This is a genomic window from Kangiella koreensis DSM 16069 (genome assembly GCF_000024085.1).
GTDB lineage: Bacteria > Pseudomonadota > Gammaproteobacteria > Enterobacterales > Kangiellaceae > Kangiella > Kangiella koreensis.
This window is the reverse complement of sequence record NC_013166.1, coordinates 1,635,929-1,652,814: the sequence shown is the minus strand read 5'-3', so window position 1 is coordinate 1,652,814 and position 16,886 is coordinate 1,635,929. Positions and strand designations below refer to the sequence as shown.

At 42.9% G+C, this 16,886-nt stretch carries 15 protein-coding genes; 6 read left to right on the top strand and 9 right to left on the bottom strand.

The window, feature by feature from the left end:
• Positions 1-11 precede the first annotated feature (11 nt).
• Positions 12-1,571, bottom strand: coding sequence for a DUF4139 domain-containing protein (locus KKOR_RS07700; protein ID WP_012801462.1), 1,560 nt, complete (start codon positions 1,569-1,571; stop codon positions 12-14).
• A gap of 94 nt (positions 1,572-1,665) precedes the next feature.
• Between KKOR_RS07700 and KKOR_RS07695 the strand changes: the two genes are divergently transcribed.
• Positions 1,666-2,238, top strand: coding sequence for a YceI family protein (locus KKOR_RS07695; protein WP_012801461.1), 573 nt, complete (start codon positions 1,666-1,668; stop codon positions 2,236-2,238).
• A gap of 52 nt (positions 2,239-2,290) precedes the next feature.
• Positions 2,291-2,641 carry a hypothetical protein gene (locus KKOR_RS07690; RefSeq protein WP_012801460.1) on the top strand — a complete coding sequence of 117 codons (351 nt, stop codon included), beginning with the start codon at positions 2,291-2,293 and terminating at the stop codon, positions 2,639-2,641.
• Positions 2,642-2,758: 117 nt separating this feature from the next.
• Here the strand turns inward: KKOR_RS07690 and hutH are convergent, their stop codons facing one another.
• Genes hutH through hutC form a run of 3 tightly spaced genes read right to left on the bottom strand, consistent with a single transcriptional unit; the run spans position 2,759 to position 6,747 of the window.
• Positions 2,759-4,291 (bottom strand): histidine ammonia-lyase, encoded by a 1,533-nt coding sequence (gene hutH, locus KKOR_RS07685; protein WP_012801459.1) that lies wholly within the window; start codon positions 4,289-4,291, stop codon positions 2,759-2,761.
• A gap of 14 nt (positions 4,292-4,305) precedes the next feature.
• The gene (gene hutU, locus KKOR_RS07680) at positions 4,306-5,991 is read right to left on the bottom strand and encodes a urocanate hydratase (protein WP_012801458.1); all 1,686 of its coding nucleotides are present in this window, start codon (positions 5,989-5,991) and stop codon (positions 4,306-4,308) included.
• 24 nt (positions 5,992-6,015) lie between these two features.
• Positions 6,016-6,747 (bottom strand): histidine utilization repressor, encoded by a 732-nt coding sequence (gene hutC, locus KKOR_RS07675; protein ID WP_012801457.1) that lies wholly within the window; start codon positions 6,745-6,747, stop codon positions 6,016-6,018.
• 209 nt (positions 6,748-6,956) lie between these two features.
• Here hutC and KKOR_RS07670 point away from each other — a divergent pair, with 209 nt between their 5' ends.
• Positions 6,957-8,162, top strand: coding sequence for an N-formylglutamate amidohydrolase (locus KKOR_RS07670; protein ID WP_012801456.1), 1,206 nt, complete (start codon positions 6,957-6,959; stop codon positions 8,160-8,162).
• A 122-nt stretch (positions 8,163-8,284) separates the two neighbouring features.
• On the top strand, positions 8,285-8,710 hold the full coding sequence (gene azu, locus KKOR_RS07665) for an azurin (RefSeq protein WP_012801455.1): 426 nt from the start codon (positions 8,285-8,287) through the stop codon (positions 8,708-8,710).
• A gap of 124 nt (positions 8,711-8,834) precedes the next feature.
• Here the strand turns inward: azu and hutI are convergent, their stop codons facing one another.
• On the bottom strand, positions 8,835-10,064 hold the full coding sequence (gene hutI / locus KKOR_RS07660; RefSeq protein ID WP_012801454.1) for an imidazolonepropionase: 1,230 nt from the start codon (positions 10,062-10,064) through the stop codon (positions 8,835-8,837).
• Positions 10,065-10,118: 54 nt separating this feature from the next.
• Between hutI and KKOR_RS07655 the strand changes: the two genes are divergently transcribed.
• The gene (locus KKOR_RS07655) at positions 10,119-11,528 is read left to right on the top strand and encodes a formimidoylglutamate deiminase (protein WP_012801453.1); all 1,410 of its coding nucleotides are present in this window, start codon (positions 10,119-10,121) and stop codon (positions 11,526-11,528) included.
• On the opposite strand, the gene KKOR_RS07650 is transcribed toward KKOR_RS07655, so the two are convergent.
• From KKOR_RS07650 to KKOR_RS07635, 4 genes are all read right to left on the bottom strand, one after another.
• Positions 11,500-13,269 (bottom strand): PleD family two-component system response regulator, encoded by a 1,770-nt coding sequence (locus KKOR_RS07650; RefSeq protein WP_012801452.1) that lies wholly within the window; start codon positions 13,267-13,269, stop codon positions 11,500-11,502. The genes KKOR_RS07655 and KKOR_RS07650 overlap by 29 nt on opposite strands.
• 13 nt (positions 13,270-13,282) lie before the next feature.
• Positions 13,283-14,044: an ABC transporter substrate-binding protein gene (locus tag KKOR_RS07645; RefSeq protein WP_228638547.1), complete on the bottom strand. Its 762-nt coding sequence runs from the start codon at positions 14,042-14,044 to the stop codon at positions 13,283-13,285.
• A 357-nt stretch (positions 14,045-14,401) separates the two neighbouring features.
• Positions 14,402-15,067, bottom strand: a complete 666-nt coding sequence (gene ung / locus KKOR_RS07640; protein WP_012801450.1) for a uracil-DNA glycosylase — start codon at positions 15,065-15,067, stop codon at positions 14,402-14,404.
• A gap of 121 nt (positions 15,068-15,188) precedes the next feature.
• Positions 15,189-15,488, bottom strand: a complete 300-nt coding sequence (locus tag KKOR_RS07635; RefSeq protein ID WP_012801449.1) for a DUF6763 family protein — start codon at positions 15,486-15,488, stop codon at positions 15,189-15,191.
• A gap of 175 nt (positions 15,489-15,663) precedes the next feature.
• On the opposite strand from KKOR_RS07635, the gene KKOR_RS07630 reads away from it, so the two are divergent.
• Positions 15,664-16,872, top strand: coding sequence for a hypothetical protein (locus tag KKOR_RS07630; RefSeq protein ID WP_041296032.1), 1,209 nt, complete (start codon positions 15,664-15,666; stop codon positions 16,870-16,872).
• Positions 16,873-16,886: the final 14 nt, after the last annotated feature.

The window sequence follows — 16,886 nt, the reverse complement described above, 5'->3', positions numbered from 1 at the left end:
AACCATATTGTTTACCAGTCATATTCAACGGTATAGCTTACTTTAGTTTCCCCGTTCGCTGGTACTTTGACGTTAAAATGGACATGACGCGAATCTTGCTTTTTATAGTCATGAGATTTTCGTGTAATGCTCCAGTTTGACCAACGATAGAGGTTTTCTCTGATAACCACTTCAACGGTCTTATCTTTATGATTCTTCAGCGTAATTTCAAAGCTTTCGGTAAGCTCTTTACCACTGGTATTAATTTTATAGTCTGTCTGTTTACGTTCGCCTTTAATATCGAAAGCATTACCTACTTTGATTAGCACATCTTCATTCTTTGGCGTGTGGTCAATAATATCTTCACCAATGAACTCTAGACTACCATCGGTATCACGTTGATTCACTCGAATTCTGCCAGCCGGTAAGGGAATGCCTAATGCATTCTTTTCTTCGTTCGCAAAGCGTAAATAAACATTGACGTCAGCAGAGGAATTCTTGCCATAACCTTCGTTAGTGTTGATGCCTGAATAGCTATAGAACTGCTTGGAAGCGTCAAATACTAGTTCTTTGTTACATTGAACATCTTTAACCGATGGGAAAAGCTCAAGTTGTTTCGTAGAGTTGTTGGGCAAGTTAGCAGGGCGTCCCAAAGTGTATAGGTGGTATTCAAAGAAGGCTTTTTCTTCAAACCCTTTATCCATCCTTGCTTCTTCCGCAACCCGTGAGGCCATCACTCTTAGAGGTTCATTTTTTTGTGCGCGATTAACGTCGCCGGCAATCAATTTAAGCTTTGCATTGTTATAGCTGGCACCCGACTGATTAATAATGCTCACCCAGCTGGATAAATCCATCTTGCAGTTGTCAGATTCATCATAAGTGACATTGTAATCCGTCCACCATGTCATACCTTCAGTTTGATAGCTTAGCTCAGCGGTTTGTTTGCCAGCGGAAGGGGAGTAAAGGTCCCAGATCAAAGTCGGTTTAGTTCGTAGTCCTTCAGGTAAGTCTGGGAAAATAATTCCAGCGTAATAACCAATACTTCGGATATTTCCTTTATCAGTTTTGACTACCAGGTTACCATCAGCGCTTAGTAGCTCACCTTTAATGTCAACCATATCATCGCCTTGTGCCTGCTGAACGGTGACCGTTTTGCCTAGAAATCGTTGTAGAAGTTGCTGTTGGTTGACCAGATCAAACTGGTAGCTTTGCTCTAACACTCGCGTCTGTTTATTATTAAGAGATCGGAATGAAACTGTTGTCGGGTCGATAAAAGCAGCTACATCACTAACCTGAATACGGCTCTGACCTTTGCTGAGATCATAATTGCGAGTTGATTTAACAACCCCATACCCTGGAATCGTGTAATGGCCGCGATTTTGGCCCGGTATCGGACGGTATAGGTCTGGGTCTATGGCGCCTGGTTGAGCGCTGCTATAAATCGTTACTGCATCCTGTTCCTCAGCAACAGCATCCGTGTTGCAGCCAATTAGAGTGAGGGTTAGGGCCGTCGCGATGATTCTTTGAGGTACTATACGCTCAAGTACTATTCTTTTATGTAATAACGACTTTGTGCTTGATGTTATTTTCATGCTCATTACCTTATGTTGTAATCGTGTCCATATAAACGCCAGATTAACCGAAAAGGGTTACTACGGCCAATAATTGAATTGATAAAGAGGTGTTATGGAGTTTTTTAATAAGGTTCTGATGACTGGATTAGTGCTTGCGACTGCTTTATTTGCCAGTTGCCTTTCAGCCAATGAGCCGCTTAAAGTCAAAGCTGACGAGAGCTACATTAAGTTTAGCGGTGTGCAGAATAAGAAAACTGAGTTTAACGGGAAATTTCAATCTTTTTCACCGATCATTATGTTCGACAAGGACAATTTGGCGGCGAGCTCTATTCGTGTAGAAGTCGATTTGGCGAGTGTAGAAAGTGGCAGCGAAAAGCGTGACGGGATGCTCAAAAAGGGAAATTGGTTCGATGTTGAAAATACTCCACAGGGGATATTTGTTAGCAACAAAATTGAAGCTGAAAGTGATGGGAAATATAAGGTTGAAGGCTTGCTTTCTATTAAGGGAATTGAACAACCTGTGACACTGTTCATGAATTATGTGGAACTGAGTGGCTTGATAGAATTATCAGGAAACTATACATTAAACAGACTCGATTTTAAGCTTGGACTTGGTGCTTGGAAGAACCCTGATTGGGTGAAGCATGAGGTCGAAGTGGATTATAAAGTAGTTTTAAAACAATAACCCTGGCTCGTTAAAGTTTTAGCGGGCTTAAAACCATATAGCAAAAGCCCGTATGAAACATTCTGTTTTAACAGTTGCTGTGATGTTTTTAATATCACTCAACGCACAAGCGAACGTTCTTAAAATTGACTCCCAGATGGCAAGTCAAATCACCTCTATTTGCAAATTTGTTCAAGGAAAAGGTCATCCTGAAGACTTGCGTCTTAAAGGAATGGCTTGGTGTAAAGTAGGGGTTGATTACTTGCCAGATGAATTTACTGAGCAGAAATTACAAGTTAAAGAACTTTATGAATCTGAAGAGTTCAGTGAGTTAAAAGAGAATCAAAAGTTCGCTAAATATTTAAGTCAGGCTCGACGTAGAATTGCTGAAGTATCACTAGGATTGGCGAGCTTCAGTGAGTAATTGTTTAAGAAATTTGAATAAAAGAAGAAACTCCCACCAGTTTACTAACATAGCGATAGTAAAGCAGAGCAAATGGCGCTCTTAATTGAGCGCCTTTGCATTTCTGCTTAACATGATTTATTGGATGCTGGGAAGCTCCAGTTCATCAACCATCTCATTGAACACTCCCTGATCAATCAATCCCTTGATAACCTCAATGTCAGGCCCAAAGTGACGATCTTTCTCGTAATAGGATACTTTTTCACGAACTAGATCATAGGCTTTCTTTAAGCGTGGCGAAGTTTTCAGGGGGGCTCTGAAGTCAATCCCCTGTGCCGCAGACAATAATTCAACAGCAATTACTCCTGCGGTATTAAAATTCATATCGCGCAAGCGACGAGCAGCGAAAGTTGCCATCGATACATGGTCTTCTTGATTTGCTGACGTTGGTAAGCTATCAACTGACGCTGGGTGTGCCAGAGTCTTGTTTTCGGAGGCTAAGGCCGCTGCTGTAACTTGAGCAATCATAAAGCCAGAATTGACGCCACCATCCTGCACTAAAAATGCGGGTAACCCACTTAGGTGCTTATCAAGCATCAAAGCAATTCGGCGTTCTACAATGGCGCCAATTTCCGAGATGACAATTGCTAATAAATCAGACGTTATTGCTACTGGCTCAGCATGGAAGTTACCGCCAGAAATAATGTCTCCTTCTTCAGGGAACACAAGTGGGTTGTCTGAAACGGCGTTGGCCTCAGTGAGCAATACCGATGCCGCAAAGCGCATGTGATCAAGCGCAGCACCCATGACCTGAGGCTGGCAGCGAAGAGAGTAGGGGTCTTGAACTTTTTCGCAATCTTCGTGCGATTCGTTTATTTCGCTGCCTTTAATTAGGTTTAGCAGACTTAATGCTACTTGTTGTTGCCCTTTATGGCCGCGAACTTCATGAATACGAGCATCAAAAGGTGCAACACTACCCATCACTGCGTCAACAGAAAGACCACCGGCAACTATTGCTGCGGCAAAGTTATTTTCAGCACCGAATAAGCCAGCAAGAGCCAACGCAGTTGAGCATTGTGTACCGTTCAATAAAGCTAACCCTTCTTTGGCACCCAGTGTCAGAGGCTTCAGCCCAGCGATTTTTAAGCCTTCAACAGCAGAAATGATTTTACCTTGATGACGAACTTCGCCCACACCAATTAGAGTACAGCTCATATGGGCCAGTGGTGCTAAATCACCTGATGCGCCAACCGAGCCTTTTTCTGGAATACAAGGATAGACTTCATGATTCACCAGGCTAACCAATGCATCGACAGTTTCACGACGTACGCCTGAATGGCCCTGAGCTAAACTGGAGAGTTTTAATACCATCAACAAGCGCACAACATTGTCTGGTAGTAATTCACCGATACCAGCTGCGTGAGAAAGCACCAAACTCTCCTGAAGTAGCTCCAACTTTTCTTTCGGAATGCGAGTTGAAGCCAGTAAGCCAAAACCAGTATTAATCCCATAAACGGTTTCATCATTCTTTATGACATCAGCTACAGTCTGTGCGGCACGGTCTATGACAGGATAAAAGCTTTCTTCCAATTTTACGGATACCGACTCTTGATAAATTTTTCTACAGTCGCTTAATGAAAGCTCGCCTGGGGTTAAAGTAAATTGAAACATATCAGCATAACCTCTTAGGAATTTTTGTCGTTGAGCATGGGAAGATCGAGACCTTGCTCTTTGGCACAGTTAATAGCGATATCGTAACCCGCATCGGCATGGCGCATCACGCCTGTAGCTGGATCGTTGAACAATACCCGCTCAATACGTTTGTCGGCTTCTTCGCTACCATCGCAACAGATGACTATACCGGAGTGTTGCGAGAAGCCCATTCCAACGCCGCCGCCGTGATGTAACGAGACCCAGGTTGCGCCGCCCGCGACATTGAGCATAGCGTTTAATAATGGCCAATCAGAAACGGCATCAGAGCCATCCATCATGCCTTCTGTTTCGCGATTAGGGCTGGCAACTGAGCCAGAGTCTAAATGGTCGCGACCAATAACGACAGGTGCTTTTAATTCGCCGTTACGCACCATCTCATTGAACGCTAAGCCCAGTTTGTGGCGCAAGCCAAGACCTACCCAGCAGATACGTGCTGGCAAGCCCTGGAATTGAATACGTTCACGGGCCATATCCAGCCAGTTATGCAGGTGTGGGTCGTCGGCAATGATTTCTTTAACTTTTTGATCGGTTTTATAAATATCTTCCGGGTCACCAGATAGAGCTGCCCAACGAAACGGGCCAACACCACGGCAGAAAAGAGGGCGAATATAGGCCGGAACAAAGCCGGGGAAATCAAAGGCATTGCTGATACCTTCTTCAAGCGCCATCTGACGAATGTTATTGCCATAGTCTACCGTTGGGATGCCGTCATGATAAAAGTCCAACATGGCTTGCACTTGAACCGCCATTGACTTCTTTGCTTCTTTACTGACGCGCTCAGGATTAGCTTGCGCTTCTTTGCGCCACTCTTCAACTGTCCAGCCAATCGGCAAGTAGCCGTTCACCGGATCATGCGCAGAGGTTTGGTCGGTAACCAGATCGGGCTTGATTCCTCGCTTATGTAGTTCAGGGAAAACATCCGCGGCATTGCCTAGCAAACCGATCGAGATTGCCTCACCTTTATCCAGTGCTTCGTTGAGCTGAGCAATAGCTTCATCAACACTGGTTGCTTTTTTATCGACATAACCAGTACGGATACGAAAATCGATTCGAGTCTCATCACACTCAACAGCAATCATGCAGTAGCCAGCCATAGTTGCAGCCAGTGGCTGTGCGCCCCCCATGCCGCCAAGGCCTCCAGTTAAGATCCATTTGCCCTTGGTATTGCCATCAAAATGCTGGCGTCCCGCCTCGACAAAGGTTTCGTAGGTACCCTGAACAATGCCTTGACTGCCAATATAAATCCAGGAGCCGGCTGTCATCTGGCCATACATCATTAAGCCTTTCTTATCGAGCTCGTTGAAGTGCTCCCAGTTAGCCCAGTGTGGAACCAGATTCGAATTAGCAATTAACACTCGCGGTGCATCGCTATGAGTTTTGAATACTCCTACCGGTTTACCAGACTGAACCAGTAAAGTCTCATCGTCATTTAGCCGTTTTAACGTTTCAACAATCTTGTCATAGCACTCCCAATTACGAGCAGCGCGACCGATACCGCCATAAACCACTAACCCCTGCGGATGTTCAGCAACATCGGGATCAAGGTTGTTCATTAACATGCGAAGTGGCGCCTCTGTGAGCCATGACTTTGCACTGAGAGTTTTGCCATGCGGTGCTCGAATGACGCGATCGGTATCTAAGCGATTCTTGTCAGTCATATTCATATCCTCTTTATCGAGCTACTATAGCTCGGTTAATTGATGTTCAGTTTTGAAGCGGCCAGTAATTTGAAAGCGGCTCGCTGGATGATAAAGCTGGCTGTAACTGACCAGAGTATCATTTGACCAGGTCGCTCTATCAATACACAGTACAGGCTCGTTTTCTTGCAGCTTTAAGGTTACTTGCATAAATGGATCGGCCTGGCGGGCTTCAATTTGGTGTTCCGCCTCGGTTAGCGGTGCAACTTTAGATAAATAAACATTCGGCGTGATCTTGGCATAATCCTGCTTCAAATAATCTGGCGCGGCTTTAGGGTTGACGTAGCGCTGCTCAATTTGAATGGGTTTGTCATTATCTTTATGAACCATGATCGAGTGATAAATGTTTTCACCTTCTTTAAGTTCGAAGCGATCCAACAGATGAGTAGGGCAATGTTCTTGTTGCAATAAAATGAGCTCATTTGAATAGTCGCCACCACGCTCTATGATTTCTTCGGCAATGTTCCTAATCTTGAGCATCGGCGAGTAGAGTTTTTTAGGCGCCACAAAAGTGCCGCGGCCTTGTACGCGATAGAGAACGCCTTCTTCAGTGAGCTCATCAAGGGCACGACGTGCTGTCATGCGGCTCACTTTGCAGGTTTCCACCAGTTCATTTTCCGAAGGTACGCGCTTGTGTTCTTTCCAGCGCTGCTGCTCAATACCTTGCTTAATAAACTCTTTCACCGTGATATAAAGGCGAGTATTCTGTTCAGTCATTGTTGGAGCCTATATTGTTAGTTATTAGCCAGTTTCAGCTCATTTTACAAGCTGTCTGCTAGAGTCTGTTTGACTAATAAAATCAATCTTGTATGCTAGGTTGTATATACAACCAAAAACGCTGCTTAAAAGCAACTCCAGTAGCCAATTTTTTATAAACAAACTTCCTTAATGTTAAACATCTAAACTTAAGAGAATTTAGTTACGATATGAATATCAATGAGTTAGTTACACAATTTGAAGCCCAGTCTATTGCGGCAAGTGACTTTAATCATCGCAATCACTTGAGAGTTGCCTGGTTCTACATTAATCATTACTCGATCAATAGAGCCCGTGAGAAAATTCATCAAGGGTTGATTGAGCTTACTAAAGCTCTCGGTGCAGAAAATAAATATCATAGAACCCTAACCGATTTTTTCATTGACTATCTATTGCAGGTTAAATGGTATTTAAACAGTGAATCGTGGGATGAGGTTGAAGCACGTTGTGGCTTCTTAATGACGGATGCTAAGTCATTGCTTAATATCTACTATTCACCTGAAGTGATTGATTCGCAGAGAGCTCGTGAAGACTTTGTTAAACCTGACAAACTGTCTTTAGACAGGGCGACCTTAAAGCTACAAGCAGCTGACTATCCTGTTTTTGACTGTCAGCAATACGATTCACCTATTATTGTGTCGATGCCTCATCATGGGCAATTCATTCCCCATGATGTGATTAAGCAAATGCAGTCTGCAGCTTTCGACAGCGCAGATACCGACTGGTATCTGGTCGATTTGTACAGTTTTTTGGACAAGATAGGCGTCACTCGGATTAACGCTAACTACTCGCGCTATCTGATTGATCTAAATCGCGATAAGTCGGGTGAAGTTCTCTATGCTGGCGCTGACAATACTGAGCTATGTCCAACCAGCAACTTTGATCGTGAGCCTTTATACGCTGTAGAGAAGGTGCCAACTGAGGCGGAGATAAAGCGCCGAGTTGAGCAATATTGGCAGCCTTATCATGACCAGTTAGTGCACTTAATAGAGAAAGCGAAACAACAGCATGGCTTTTGTCTGTTGTTTGAAGCGCATACTATTCAATCGGAAGTGCCTCGCTTTTTTGAAGGTCAGTTACCAGACTTTAATTTCGGTACCAATAGCGGTGCAACTCTTAATGAGCCGCTTGCAAAAGTATTAGAAAATTTCGATACCCAGCAGTATAGCAAAATCATCAACGGTCGCTTTAAAGGGGGGTATATTACTCGCCATTACGCTGATCCAGGGAACCAAGTTTACTGTTTGCAGCTTGAACTTTCGCAGATTACTTATCTTAATGAAAAGTTGCGATTGTTGGATAAAGCGAAGACACAGAGTGTGCAAAAGGTTATAGCAAAACTGTTTGAAGAATTAAGGCTGTCTTTGCATAAGTAGAAGTAATCTATTTTGATTTATTTATGAAAAGATATACCGTGAAAATGTGCTCAAATTCATGCCTTGTTCACACTAAACTGGTATGCTGAATGCGTGTTTAATCTAACCCGAAAGGTGACAAAATGCGTAAGATTCTATTAACAGTTGTTTTAGCCTTATTTGCTTTGCCATTGTTTGCAAAAGACGTTGTTGTAAACAGTGATGATGCTATGAAATTTGACGTCAGTGAAATCAAAGTTAAGGCTGGCGAAGAAATTAAACTGACCTTGAATCACACGGGTAAGTTGGGCAAAGATGTTATGGGCCATAACTTCGTTGTGTTAGCTCAAGGCACCGATGTTCAAGCCTTTTCTAACGCTGCAATTCAGGCTAAAGCCAATGATTATATTCCAGAAGGTAACGACAGTGTTTTAGCACACACCAAAGTGATTGGCGGCGGTGAAAGCGATACCATTAGTTTCACTTTGAAAGAGAAGGGTACTTACGAGTTTATCTGTAGTTTCCCTGGCCATTCTTTCATGATGAAAGGTGTCATCATTGTAGAGTAGGTGGTTGAGAAAGCTGATACCAAGCTAATTCAAGCAGTGAAAAAAAAGAGCGCGAAAGGCGCTCTTTTTTATGGAAGTGTTTTTTCTTAAAAAATGTGTTTTTCAAAGCCTTGGCTTTAAAAGCTCAACTCTTAAAAGTTCGCGTCCAGTTACTACCACCCAGTTGGTAACTTAACTGATTAGGGTGCTCAATATCCCACAGTACCATATCCGCTTTTTTCCCAATTTCAATGGAACCAATTTCTTTTTGTAATCCAAGCGCTTTTGCCGCATTGATGGTCACTCCTTGTAGCGATTCAAGCGGTGTCATTCTAAAGAAGGTACAGGCCATATTAAGCATCAACAAAATGGATTCTGCTGGTGATGTACCCGGATTACTGTCCGTTGCAATTGCCATTGGTACATTGGCATCGCGAAGTGCTTGAATGGGTGGCAGTTTGGTTTCTCGTAGGAAATAAAAAGCCCCAGGTAATAGCACGGCGACTGTACCACTCTTAGCCATCTTCTCAATGGAGTCTTGTGATAAATACTCTAGATGATCAGCAGAAAGAGCATTGTAATCTGCGGCGAGTCCTGCACCTGATTGATCGGTCAATTGTTCGGCGTGAAGCTTGACTGGGAGACCTAACCGTTTAGCCGTTTCAAAAACTTTTTTCGTCTGTTGATAACTGAAACCAATGTTTTCACAAAAGGCGTCAACCGCATCGGCTAGTTCAAGTTCAGCAATGGTGGGAAGCATTTCATTACAGATTAGATCAATATAGTCATCACCACGTTCCTTGTATTCTTCTGGCAACGCATGAGCACCTAGAAATGTGGTGGCCACTCGAACTGGAAATTCTTTGCCCAGTCGCTTAGCAACTTTTAGCATTTTAATTTCTGATTCGGTATCAAGGCCATAACCGGACTTGATTTCAATTGTGGTCAGGCCTTCTTTCAATAATGACTTTAATCGTTTTGAGGCACTATCAAATAAATCTTGTTCGCTTGCACTGCGAGTTGCTCGAACGGTAGAAAGAATACCGCCACCTGCTTTGGCAATCTCTTCATAAGCAGCGCCGTTTAAACGCATTTCGAATTCATTAGCACGGTTCCCGCCGTAAACCAGGTGAGTGTGGCAATCAATCAGACCTGGCGTTAGCCACTGATTATGCGCATTTACTAAGTTCTCAGCATTCTGCTCCAAGTTATTAGGCGACACCAATTGTTCTTGAGTGCCAATAAAGCGAATGACACCTGACTTTACACCAACACAGGCATTGTTGATGAGACCATAATCGGTGCCATTGGCCATGGTAGCGACATTGACATTATGAATAAGGTAATCAAAGGGTTTCGTTTCTGCTTGGCTCATATTATGATCTCGTTTAACTTTTGACTTTACTTTCAACTTTGGATTGACGCTATTATGCCTGAAAACAATGATAAGCAACTGTTTGCCAAACACCTTCTCACCGAGTCGGGTTGGGCTAAAGATGTTTTAATCAAGCTAGATTGTAATGGCGTTGTCTTAGAATTGAAACCTGACTCGCGGCTTGATGCTGATTTTTCTGGCGTACAGTTGCAGGGCAGTGTGATTCCAGGCTTACCAAACAGTCACTCTCATGCCTTTCAATGGGCGATGGCGGGCTTAGGCGAAAAAAGTGGCAAGGGAGGTGATAGTTTCTGGACCTGGCGTCAGGCGATGTACGGTTTTGTTGATGCCATCAGCCCCGAAGATTTGCAGGCGATAGCTTCAGCGCTTTACATGCAAATGCTGAAAGCGGGTTATACCTCGGTCGGTGAATTCCATTATTTGCACCATAATACTAACGGTGCAGCCTACGACAATCCTGCTGAAATGTCGCAGCGCATTCTTGAGTCAGCCAAAGAATCTGGTATAGGTCTTACACTATTGCCGGTTTTCTATCGTTATAGCGGCTTTGGGGAGCAGGCTCCAAACGATGGACAGAAGCGTTTTATTCATGACCAACAAGCTTATGCGACCTTGATTGATAATGTGGCGAAACTGTCTGAGCAATATCAGCAGTCTTTTGGTATCGCGCCTCATTCACTTCGCGCCGTAAATCAACAGGACTTAAGTTTCGCAATTGACCATTTAAACTCGCTTAATGACAAAGCTCCTATTCATATACATATCGCTGAACAGATGAAAGAAGTAAATGATTGTTTAGCTTTTCATGGCAAGCGACCAGTCGAGTGGTTGCTGGATAATCTGAATGTGAGTGAGCGTTGGTGTTTGGTTCATGCCACTCATATGACAGAGCAAGAAACGCAAAGAGTCGCTCAATCGAACGCCGTTGCCGCAATCTGCACTACAACGGAAGCCAATCTTGGTGATGGTTTTTTCCCAATGCTGGATTACAGAAAGCATCAAGGTCGCTGGTCAGTCGGAAGTGACAGCCATATTTCAGTTGATGCGGTTGAAGAGTTGCGTTGGCTTGAGTATCAACAGCGATTAGCACAGCAGTCGCGCACTTTGTTGGTTGAAAAAGAGAACAGTTCTAATGGCTTGTGGTTATGGCAACAGGCAGCGGGAGCAGGGGCGCAATCCCTTGGTCGTAAAGCAGGGGCCATTAAGGTAGGCAACAAAGCAGACTTTATTGAGTTAAACCCTGAGAGTTTTGCATTGTTAGGAAAAAGTGATCACCAATTGATTGATGCCTTTATTTTTAATCATCAGTTCAACAATGATGTTATTCGCTCAGTCTGGGTTAATGGTGAGTGCCAGGTTAGCGATGGAGTTCATCGAAATGAAGAAAGAATAAGACATCAATATCATAAAGCTATTAATCGTCTGAGTCAGTGCATAGCTTAATAAGCTTTGATTTTAGCTCGTGAATATCAATAGGTTTGGCAATATAACTGGCATTTAGAGATTTAAACAGCTCGTTATTCTGTACATCGCTGTCACTGCTAATGACAAGAATCTTTATTGGTACAGCCTGCTGGTTGAGCTCGCTTAGCAGGTTGGTAAAAAAGAATGGATCTGGCTCATTAAAAAAGTCAGAGTTCACCATGATTACATCGAACCTTTCGTGACGGATTTTTTGTAGGATTACTTGTTTGGTTGAGGCTTTATCCGTCATGACACCAAGCTTTTCTAAATATCCCAGCAATACCATCTTATCAATCGGATCAGAGTCGAAAATTAAGGCGCTGATATTAGTATCAATGGGGCTAACACTATCAGTCCAAACTTCAGGCTCATCAGTTGCCAGTGTCGCTACAGGAATCTCTAATCTAACCTCCTTCTCGAAGTAAAAATATTCACCGCCAAATTTTCTAAGGAGATGCTTCGCTGCAATGAGGTGGATATTGTTGCTATAACAAGTTACGGGTGCATCATGTGTAAAGTGGAACAAGCTTTGTGTATTGAGACCTTGAATAAAGTTTGGCGCATCAGAGTCAATGGCAATACGCAATACGGTAGCATCATTAAGTGCTTGTCTTTGGTCAAAAGAGACTGTTAACTGATAACCTTTGCAGACTGTTACCAATTCTTGTAGTAATAACAACAAAAAACGTTTAAAGTTATCTTTATCGATAATCACCTGTCTATTAATTCGGTCTCCACCGTAATTATCATAAATAATAACGTTTTCATTTTTTGTTAAGCTGGATAGTTCAGTGATGACTTGTTTGAGCAAGTCTCTAGACCAGATAGAACTTTTTCTGTCACCCATCTCCTGAGTAATAGACTGATAAAAAAGTTGAATGGTTTCATCATCATGTTCGATGGGGTTTTTCAATAAAAAGCCTAAAAACTCCTGCAGCTCAGTATTGGCATCTTTTCTCGCTTGGGTCACTTCGGTTTTAAGTAAAGTTAATTGATGCTCAAGATTTTTGTTGTGTAGGAATACATCAATAATAGCTTTTGTTAATGCCTGTGCTTCACGTGTCTTAATGTTATAAAGTATATTACGTGGTAAGACTGATTGATTGAGTGATTCAGTCATTTTTTTCATGACTCGACTGGTATAGCTTAGTCGGTAGTACATATAGATCCAAAGCATGGCCATGAGTAATATGATGGAGCCGCTAAGCGCCATTCTATAGTTTTGCAGAACTTCAGAGACTTGACTGTATGCAAGAGGCGTCATGCCCAGCCTGACTTCACCCAAGCGTCGCTCAAGTTTAACACTTTTGAGGATTTCTTCATTGAGCAGCAAAGAGTCGCTCAGTGAGCTACTTGGGCTCTGATCGATCGGTTTGATTATTTCGATCAATTCTTGGTCATCGGGAATGGATAAAGACTCTCTGTTATCCAACTCTGCCATCGTATTTTTTTGGTTATCATAAACCGTTATTATTGCGACGCCTTTATTATCTCTTAGTGCTTCCAGTGAGTTTTTCAAGTCAACTTTGTTACCAAAAGATAAGCCATACTCCAGTTCGATTGTCAGGTTAGATAGGATAGACTGGCTTAAGTTTTGTTGCTGAAACAAGTGCTGTTTTTGCGTCAGAATTGTAAACAGATAATTGGCAAGTAGCAGTAACGTAATAACCGCAACTATGAAAGCCAGATTATATTGATTGACATATTTAGAGCGTCTCAAAGGCAGTACCTGTTTATTGGGAGTTGGTCTCGTTTAGGGGTTCTAGATATAGCTCTGCAATTTTTGTTTGTAGTTCTTCTTTAGAAATTATATCCAGTCCCAGTGAATTAGCTACCTCAAGATTGTAACTGATATCATAATATTTGCTATGCCTGGTAAACGAGTCTTTTTTATTACTCAATATCTCCAGAGCTGATTCTTCTAGGTCATCAATCAGCATTTCTGCTGTAGTATAGGTGGTTGCTACTGCGCCTGCTTTAACAATACCAGTTGAATAACCTATGACCACTTTTCTTTGCCTATAACTGGTTAACAGGACTCTAGGTAATGTCTGACTGTTATAAATTACTGAGTCAGGTTGAGCAATGATAAAGTCGGCCTTCTGGACCAGTCTGGGGAACTGAATAGCCACCTCGGTCGTTTGCTTTAGTGGTATGGCATTCAGTGATAAGCCTAAGGTTTCTGTTATGGCTTGGTATTCTTCAATAAAGAAAGGAGTTTCCATTGAGTGCATAACGCCTACAGCGTCTGAAAATGGCAGCAATAATTTACCTAATATGAGCTGCCTTAAAGGATCTGGGTCGTAGAATATTGCACTTAAGCTATTTTGAGCGGACTCCTGTGTAACAATTTCCCTGAAGTCCTGATAAGTGATCACTGCGGCTAAAATAGGCTCCTCATACCCTGTTTTAACCAGCTCTTCTAGCGGGGAACGGCCTAAGCTAATAATGAGTGCTGATTCAGGTTGCTGCTGCTTCCAGTCAGATAGCGACATGTTAACCACTCTATGGGTATCAGATAAAGAGGAAAGCGATAAGCTTTTTGCAATATTAGAGAAGTGGCTAGAGAAGTGCTGAGCAATGATAGTGATTTGTTTTTTTTCATGGAGTGGCTCATTGTCACCCTTTGAAACTTGGGGCTCTGCCGAATAGGCAAAACGAAACCCGCCCGCAAATAGGAGTAAAGCTATGAGCAGATAGGAGGTGTTTTTAAAAGCCCTAAAAAAGCAGTTCATAATCCATCAATATTTCTATATTCCTTGTTACAGATGCGCACTAAAACTATGATTATTCATGTAGTTATATAAAATCTATCTTGGTAACGCCAGCTATACTTGTATTTTGAGATGAGCCTAAATCCATTCTATCGGTGTTTGGTTATTATCAACAAGTATTTGATTCGTTTTTGAAAAATGGTTACAGCCAAAAAAACCGCGGTGTGCCGAAAGAGGCGACGGATGCGGAGCGCTTAAGATAGTGTGTTTAGGGTTATTTATCAAGCTGGATTTGGCCTGAGCCTGTGACCCCCATAGCAAGAATACAATGGGCTGTGGGGCCTTATTGAGACTTTTTATCACCTCATCAGTAAAGATTTCCCAGCCTCGCCCTTTATGTGAGTTTGCCTGGCCGGCTTCCACTGTTAATACCGTGTTGAGAAGCAGTACTCCCTGTGTCGCCCAGTGAGATAAGTCGCCGTTAATGGGTATGGGGCACTGTAAATCACTTGCAAGCTCTTTATAGATGTTTCGCAGGGAAGGAGGTAGAGGCTGATTGGGATTGACTGAGAAGCATAAGCCATTAGCCTGGTTGGGGCCGTGATAGGGATCCTGTCCCAAGATGACGACTTTGACATCTTTTAGCTCCGTCAGTTTTAGTGCGGCGAAGATACGGTCTTGGGGTGGGTAAATGGTTTTGCCAGCTTGTCGCTCAGATTGCACCAAGTCTAATAGGTTCTGGAAAAAGTCTTGTTTTTTTACTGCCGCTAGAGCATCTGCCCAGGTGGAAAACGACTCTGTCATAAAGTGAGGAGCTTATCTTTTGTTTTTTAGATTATAGCGAATGAGCAGGTGATGGCTAGCGTTTAAGTGTTTTATGTTCTTTTAGCTGTAAGGAATTGAATTATTGGTTGTTAATTCAATTTTAATGGTCATTGGAGTCGATAATGTTTAAAACATCGTCTAATGAGCCTGGTGCTAATTCGAGTTCATCGCCAAGGGTATAATCGTCTACCTCTAAAGCACCGCTCCAGTCTTCAGGCGGGGCTGCTTGACTCAGTTCAAGCAATTCCCAGCTGTGTAAGTCTAGTTCCTCAATTTCACCACCGAAGTACTGAACTTCAATGGTTCCGTCATCGTCGTCAATCGCGACGACTTCAAAGATAGTGTTTAGGTCTGAACGTTTATACCAATGGCCACGTAAGGGCAGTAGTTCTTGTGCCATGTGACCTCCTTTATTGCTATGTGTTCAGAGTATCAATATTGTTTAAAAAATGCACGATATCGACAATTGATATTGTCTATTATGCGACGTGGATTAACAAACAATGGCAGCTAGTATTTCGGCCCTTCATTATTTACAATGGCGACAAATAACAGACCAACTAGTATGGAAGAAAATGTCTACCACCAAACTGCTGAAAGCTATCATTTCTAGTGTATTGATTTTATTAAGTTTACCGTCTTTGTCTGCTGAGTGGCGGGGCGTTGTTGCCACAGACGTGAGGTATTATTTTGAAGAGGGTGACTTTGGGCAGGATCAGGAGCTCGCTTCAATTATGATTGAGCCTGAATTTTACCATAGCTGGGATGAACACAATCTCAGCCTAGTTTTCAAGCCATTCTATCGATGGGACAGCATGGACAACGAGCGTACTCATGGCGATATTCGTGAGCTGATGTTGCAATACGTTGGTGATGAGTGGGACGTTAAGGCTGGGATTGGCAAAGTGTTTTGGGGAGTTGCTGAATCACAACACTTAGTGGATATCATTAATCAGACTGATTTTGTCGAAAATATCGATGGTGAGGACAAGCTTGGTCAGCCTCTGCTCACATTATCTACTGAACGCGATTGGGGCTTGCTGAGCATTTTTGCCTTACCCGGTTTCCGCGAGAGAACTTTTGCTGGCGAAGAGGGACGACTGCGTTTTCCTTATGTGATTGATACTGACAATCCGATCTATGCTGATCCAGATGGTAAGTCGAGACTAGATGGTGCTATCCGCTGGTCGCATTGGATCGGGGACTGGGATATTGGTATTGCACATTTTTCAGGAACCAGTCGTGATCCACAATTTGTACTGGATAGCAGCAATCCACAAGATCTTAAGTTAAGGCCTGTTTATGTAACCATTGATCAAACCAGTATCGATGTTCAAGCAACCAAAGGTGCCTGGTTATGGAAGCTTGAGGCTATGTCGCGTTCGGGCTTTGAGCAAGGTCGTTACTCGGCAGCAGTTGGCGGATTTGAGTATTCATTTTATGGGATTACTGAATCCGGTGCGGATTTAGGAGTGATCATGGAGTATCAGTATGATTCCCGTGATGTGCTTCCTGGAGGTTTTAGACAGGAAGATATCTGGGTCGGGGGGTTACGCTTGGCCATGAATGATATTCCATCGACAGAAGTATTGTTGGGGTACTCATATGCGGAAAACCAACAGTTTATTAATCTTGAAGCCAGTCGCCGGTTAGGGGATAGCTGGAAGCTGGTGATTGAAGGACGTTGGTTTGAGGGAATTGACGAAACTAGGCCTATGGATAGCTTTTTATACCCATTCAGAAATGATGACTATTTGTCGATTAGTTTCGAAAGGTATTTCTAAGGTGTTTACCGAGT

Bases quoted from the DNA above. Each gene is read 5' to 3' on its own strand.
- KKOR_RS07700 (WP_012801462.1), bottom strand. From the start codon at position 1,571: ATGAAAATAACATCAAGCACAAAGTCGTTATTACATAAAAGAATAGTA.
- KKOR_RS07695 (WP_012801461.1), top strand. From the start codon at position 1,666: ATGGAGTTTTTTAATAAGGTTCTGATGACTGGATTAGTGCTTGCGACT.
- KKOR_RS07690 (WP_012801460.1), top strand. From the start codon at position 2,291: ATGAAACATTCTGTTTTAACAGTTGCTGTGATGTTTTTAATATCACTC.
- hutH (WP_012801459.1), bottom strand. From the start codon at position 4,291: ATGTTTCAATTTACTTTAACCCCAGGCGAGCTTTCATTAAGCGACTGT.
- hutU (WP_012801458.1), bottom strand. From the start codon at position 5,991: ATGACTGACAAGAATCGCTTAGATACCGATCGCGTCATTCGAGCACCG.
- hutC (WP_012801457.1), bottom strand. From the start codon at position 6,747: ATGACTGAACAGAATACTCGCCTTTATATCACGGTGAAAGAGTTTATT.
- KKOR_RS07670 (WP_012801456.1), top strand. From the start codon at position 6,957: ATGAATATCAATGAGTTAGTTACACAATTTGAAGCCCAGTCTATTGCG.
- azu (WP_012801455.1), top strand. From the start codon at position 8,285: ATGCGTAAGATTCTATTAACAGTTGTTTTAGCCTTATTTGCTTTGCCA.
- hutI (WP_012801454.1), bottom strand. From the start codon at position 10,064: ATGAGCCAAGCAGAAACGAAACCCTTTGATTACCTTATTCATAATGTC.
- KKOR_RS07655 (WP_012801453.1), top strand. From the start codon at position 10,119: ATGCCTGAAAACAATGATAAGCAACTGTTTGCCAAACACCTTCTCACC.
- KKOR_RS07645 (WP_228638547.1), bottom strand. From the start codon at position 14,044: ATGTCGCTATCTGACTGGAAGCAGCAGCAACCTGAATCAGCACTCATT.
- ung (WP_012801450.1), bottom strand. From the start codon at position 15,067: ATGACAGAGTCGTTTTCCACCTGGGCAGATGCTCTAGCGGCAGTAAAA.
- KKOR_RS07635 (WP_012801449.1), bottom strand. From the start codon at position 15,488: ATGGCACAAGAACTACTGCCCTTACGTGGCCATTGGTATAAACGTTCA.
- KKOR_RS07630 (WP_041296032.1), top strand. From the start codon at position 15,664: ATGTCTACCACCAAACTGCTGAAAGCTATCATTTCTAGTGTATTGATT.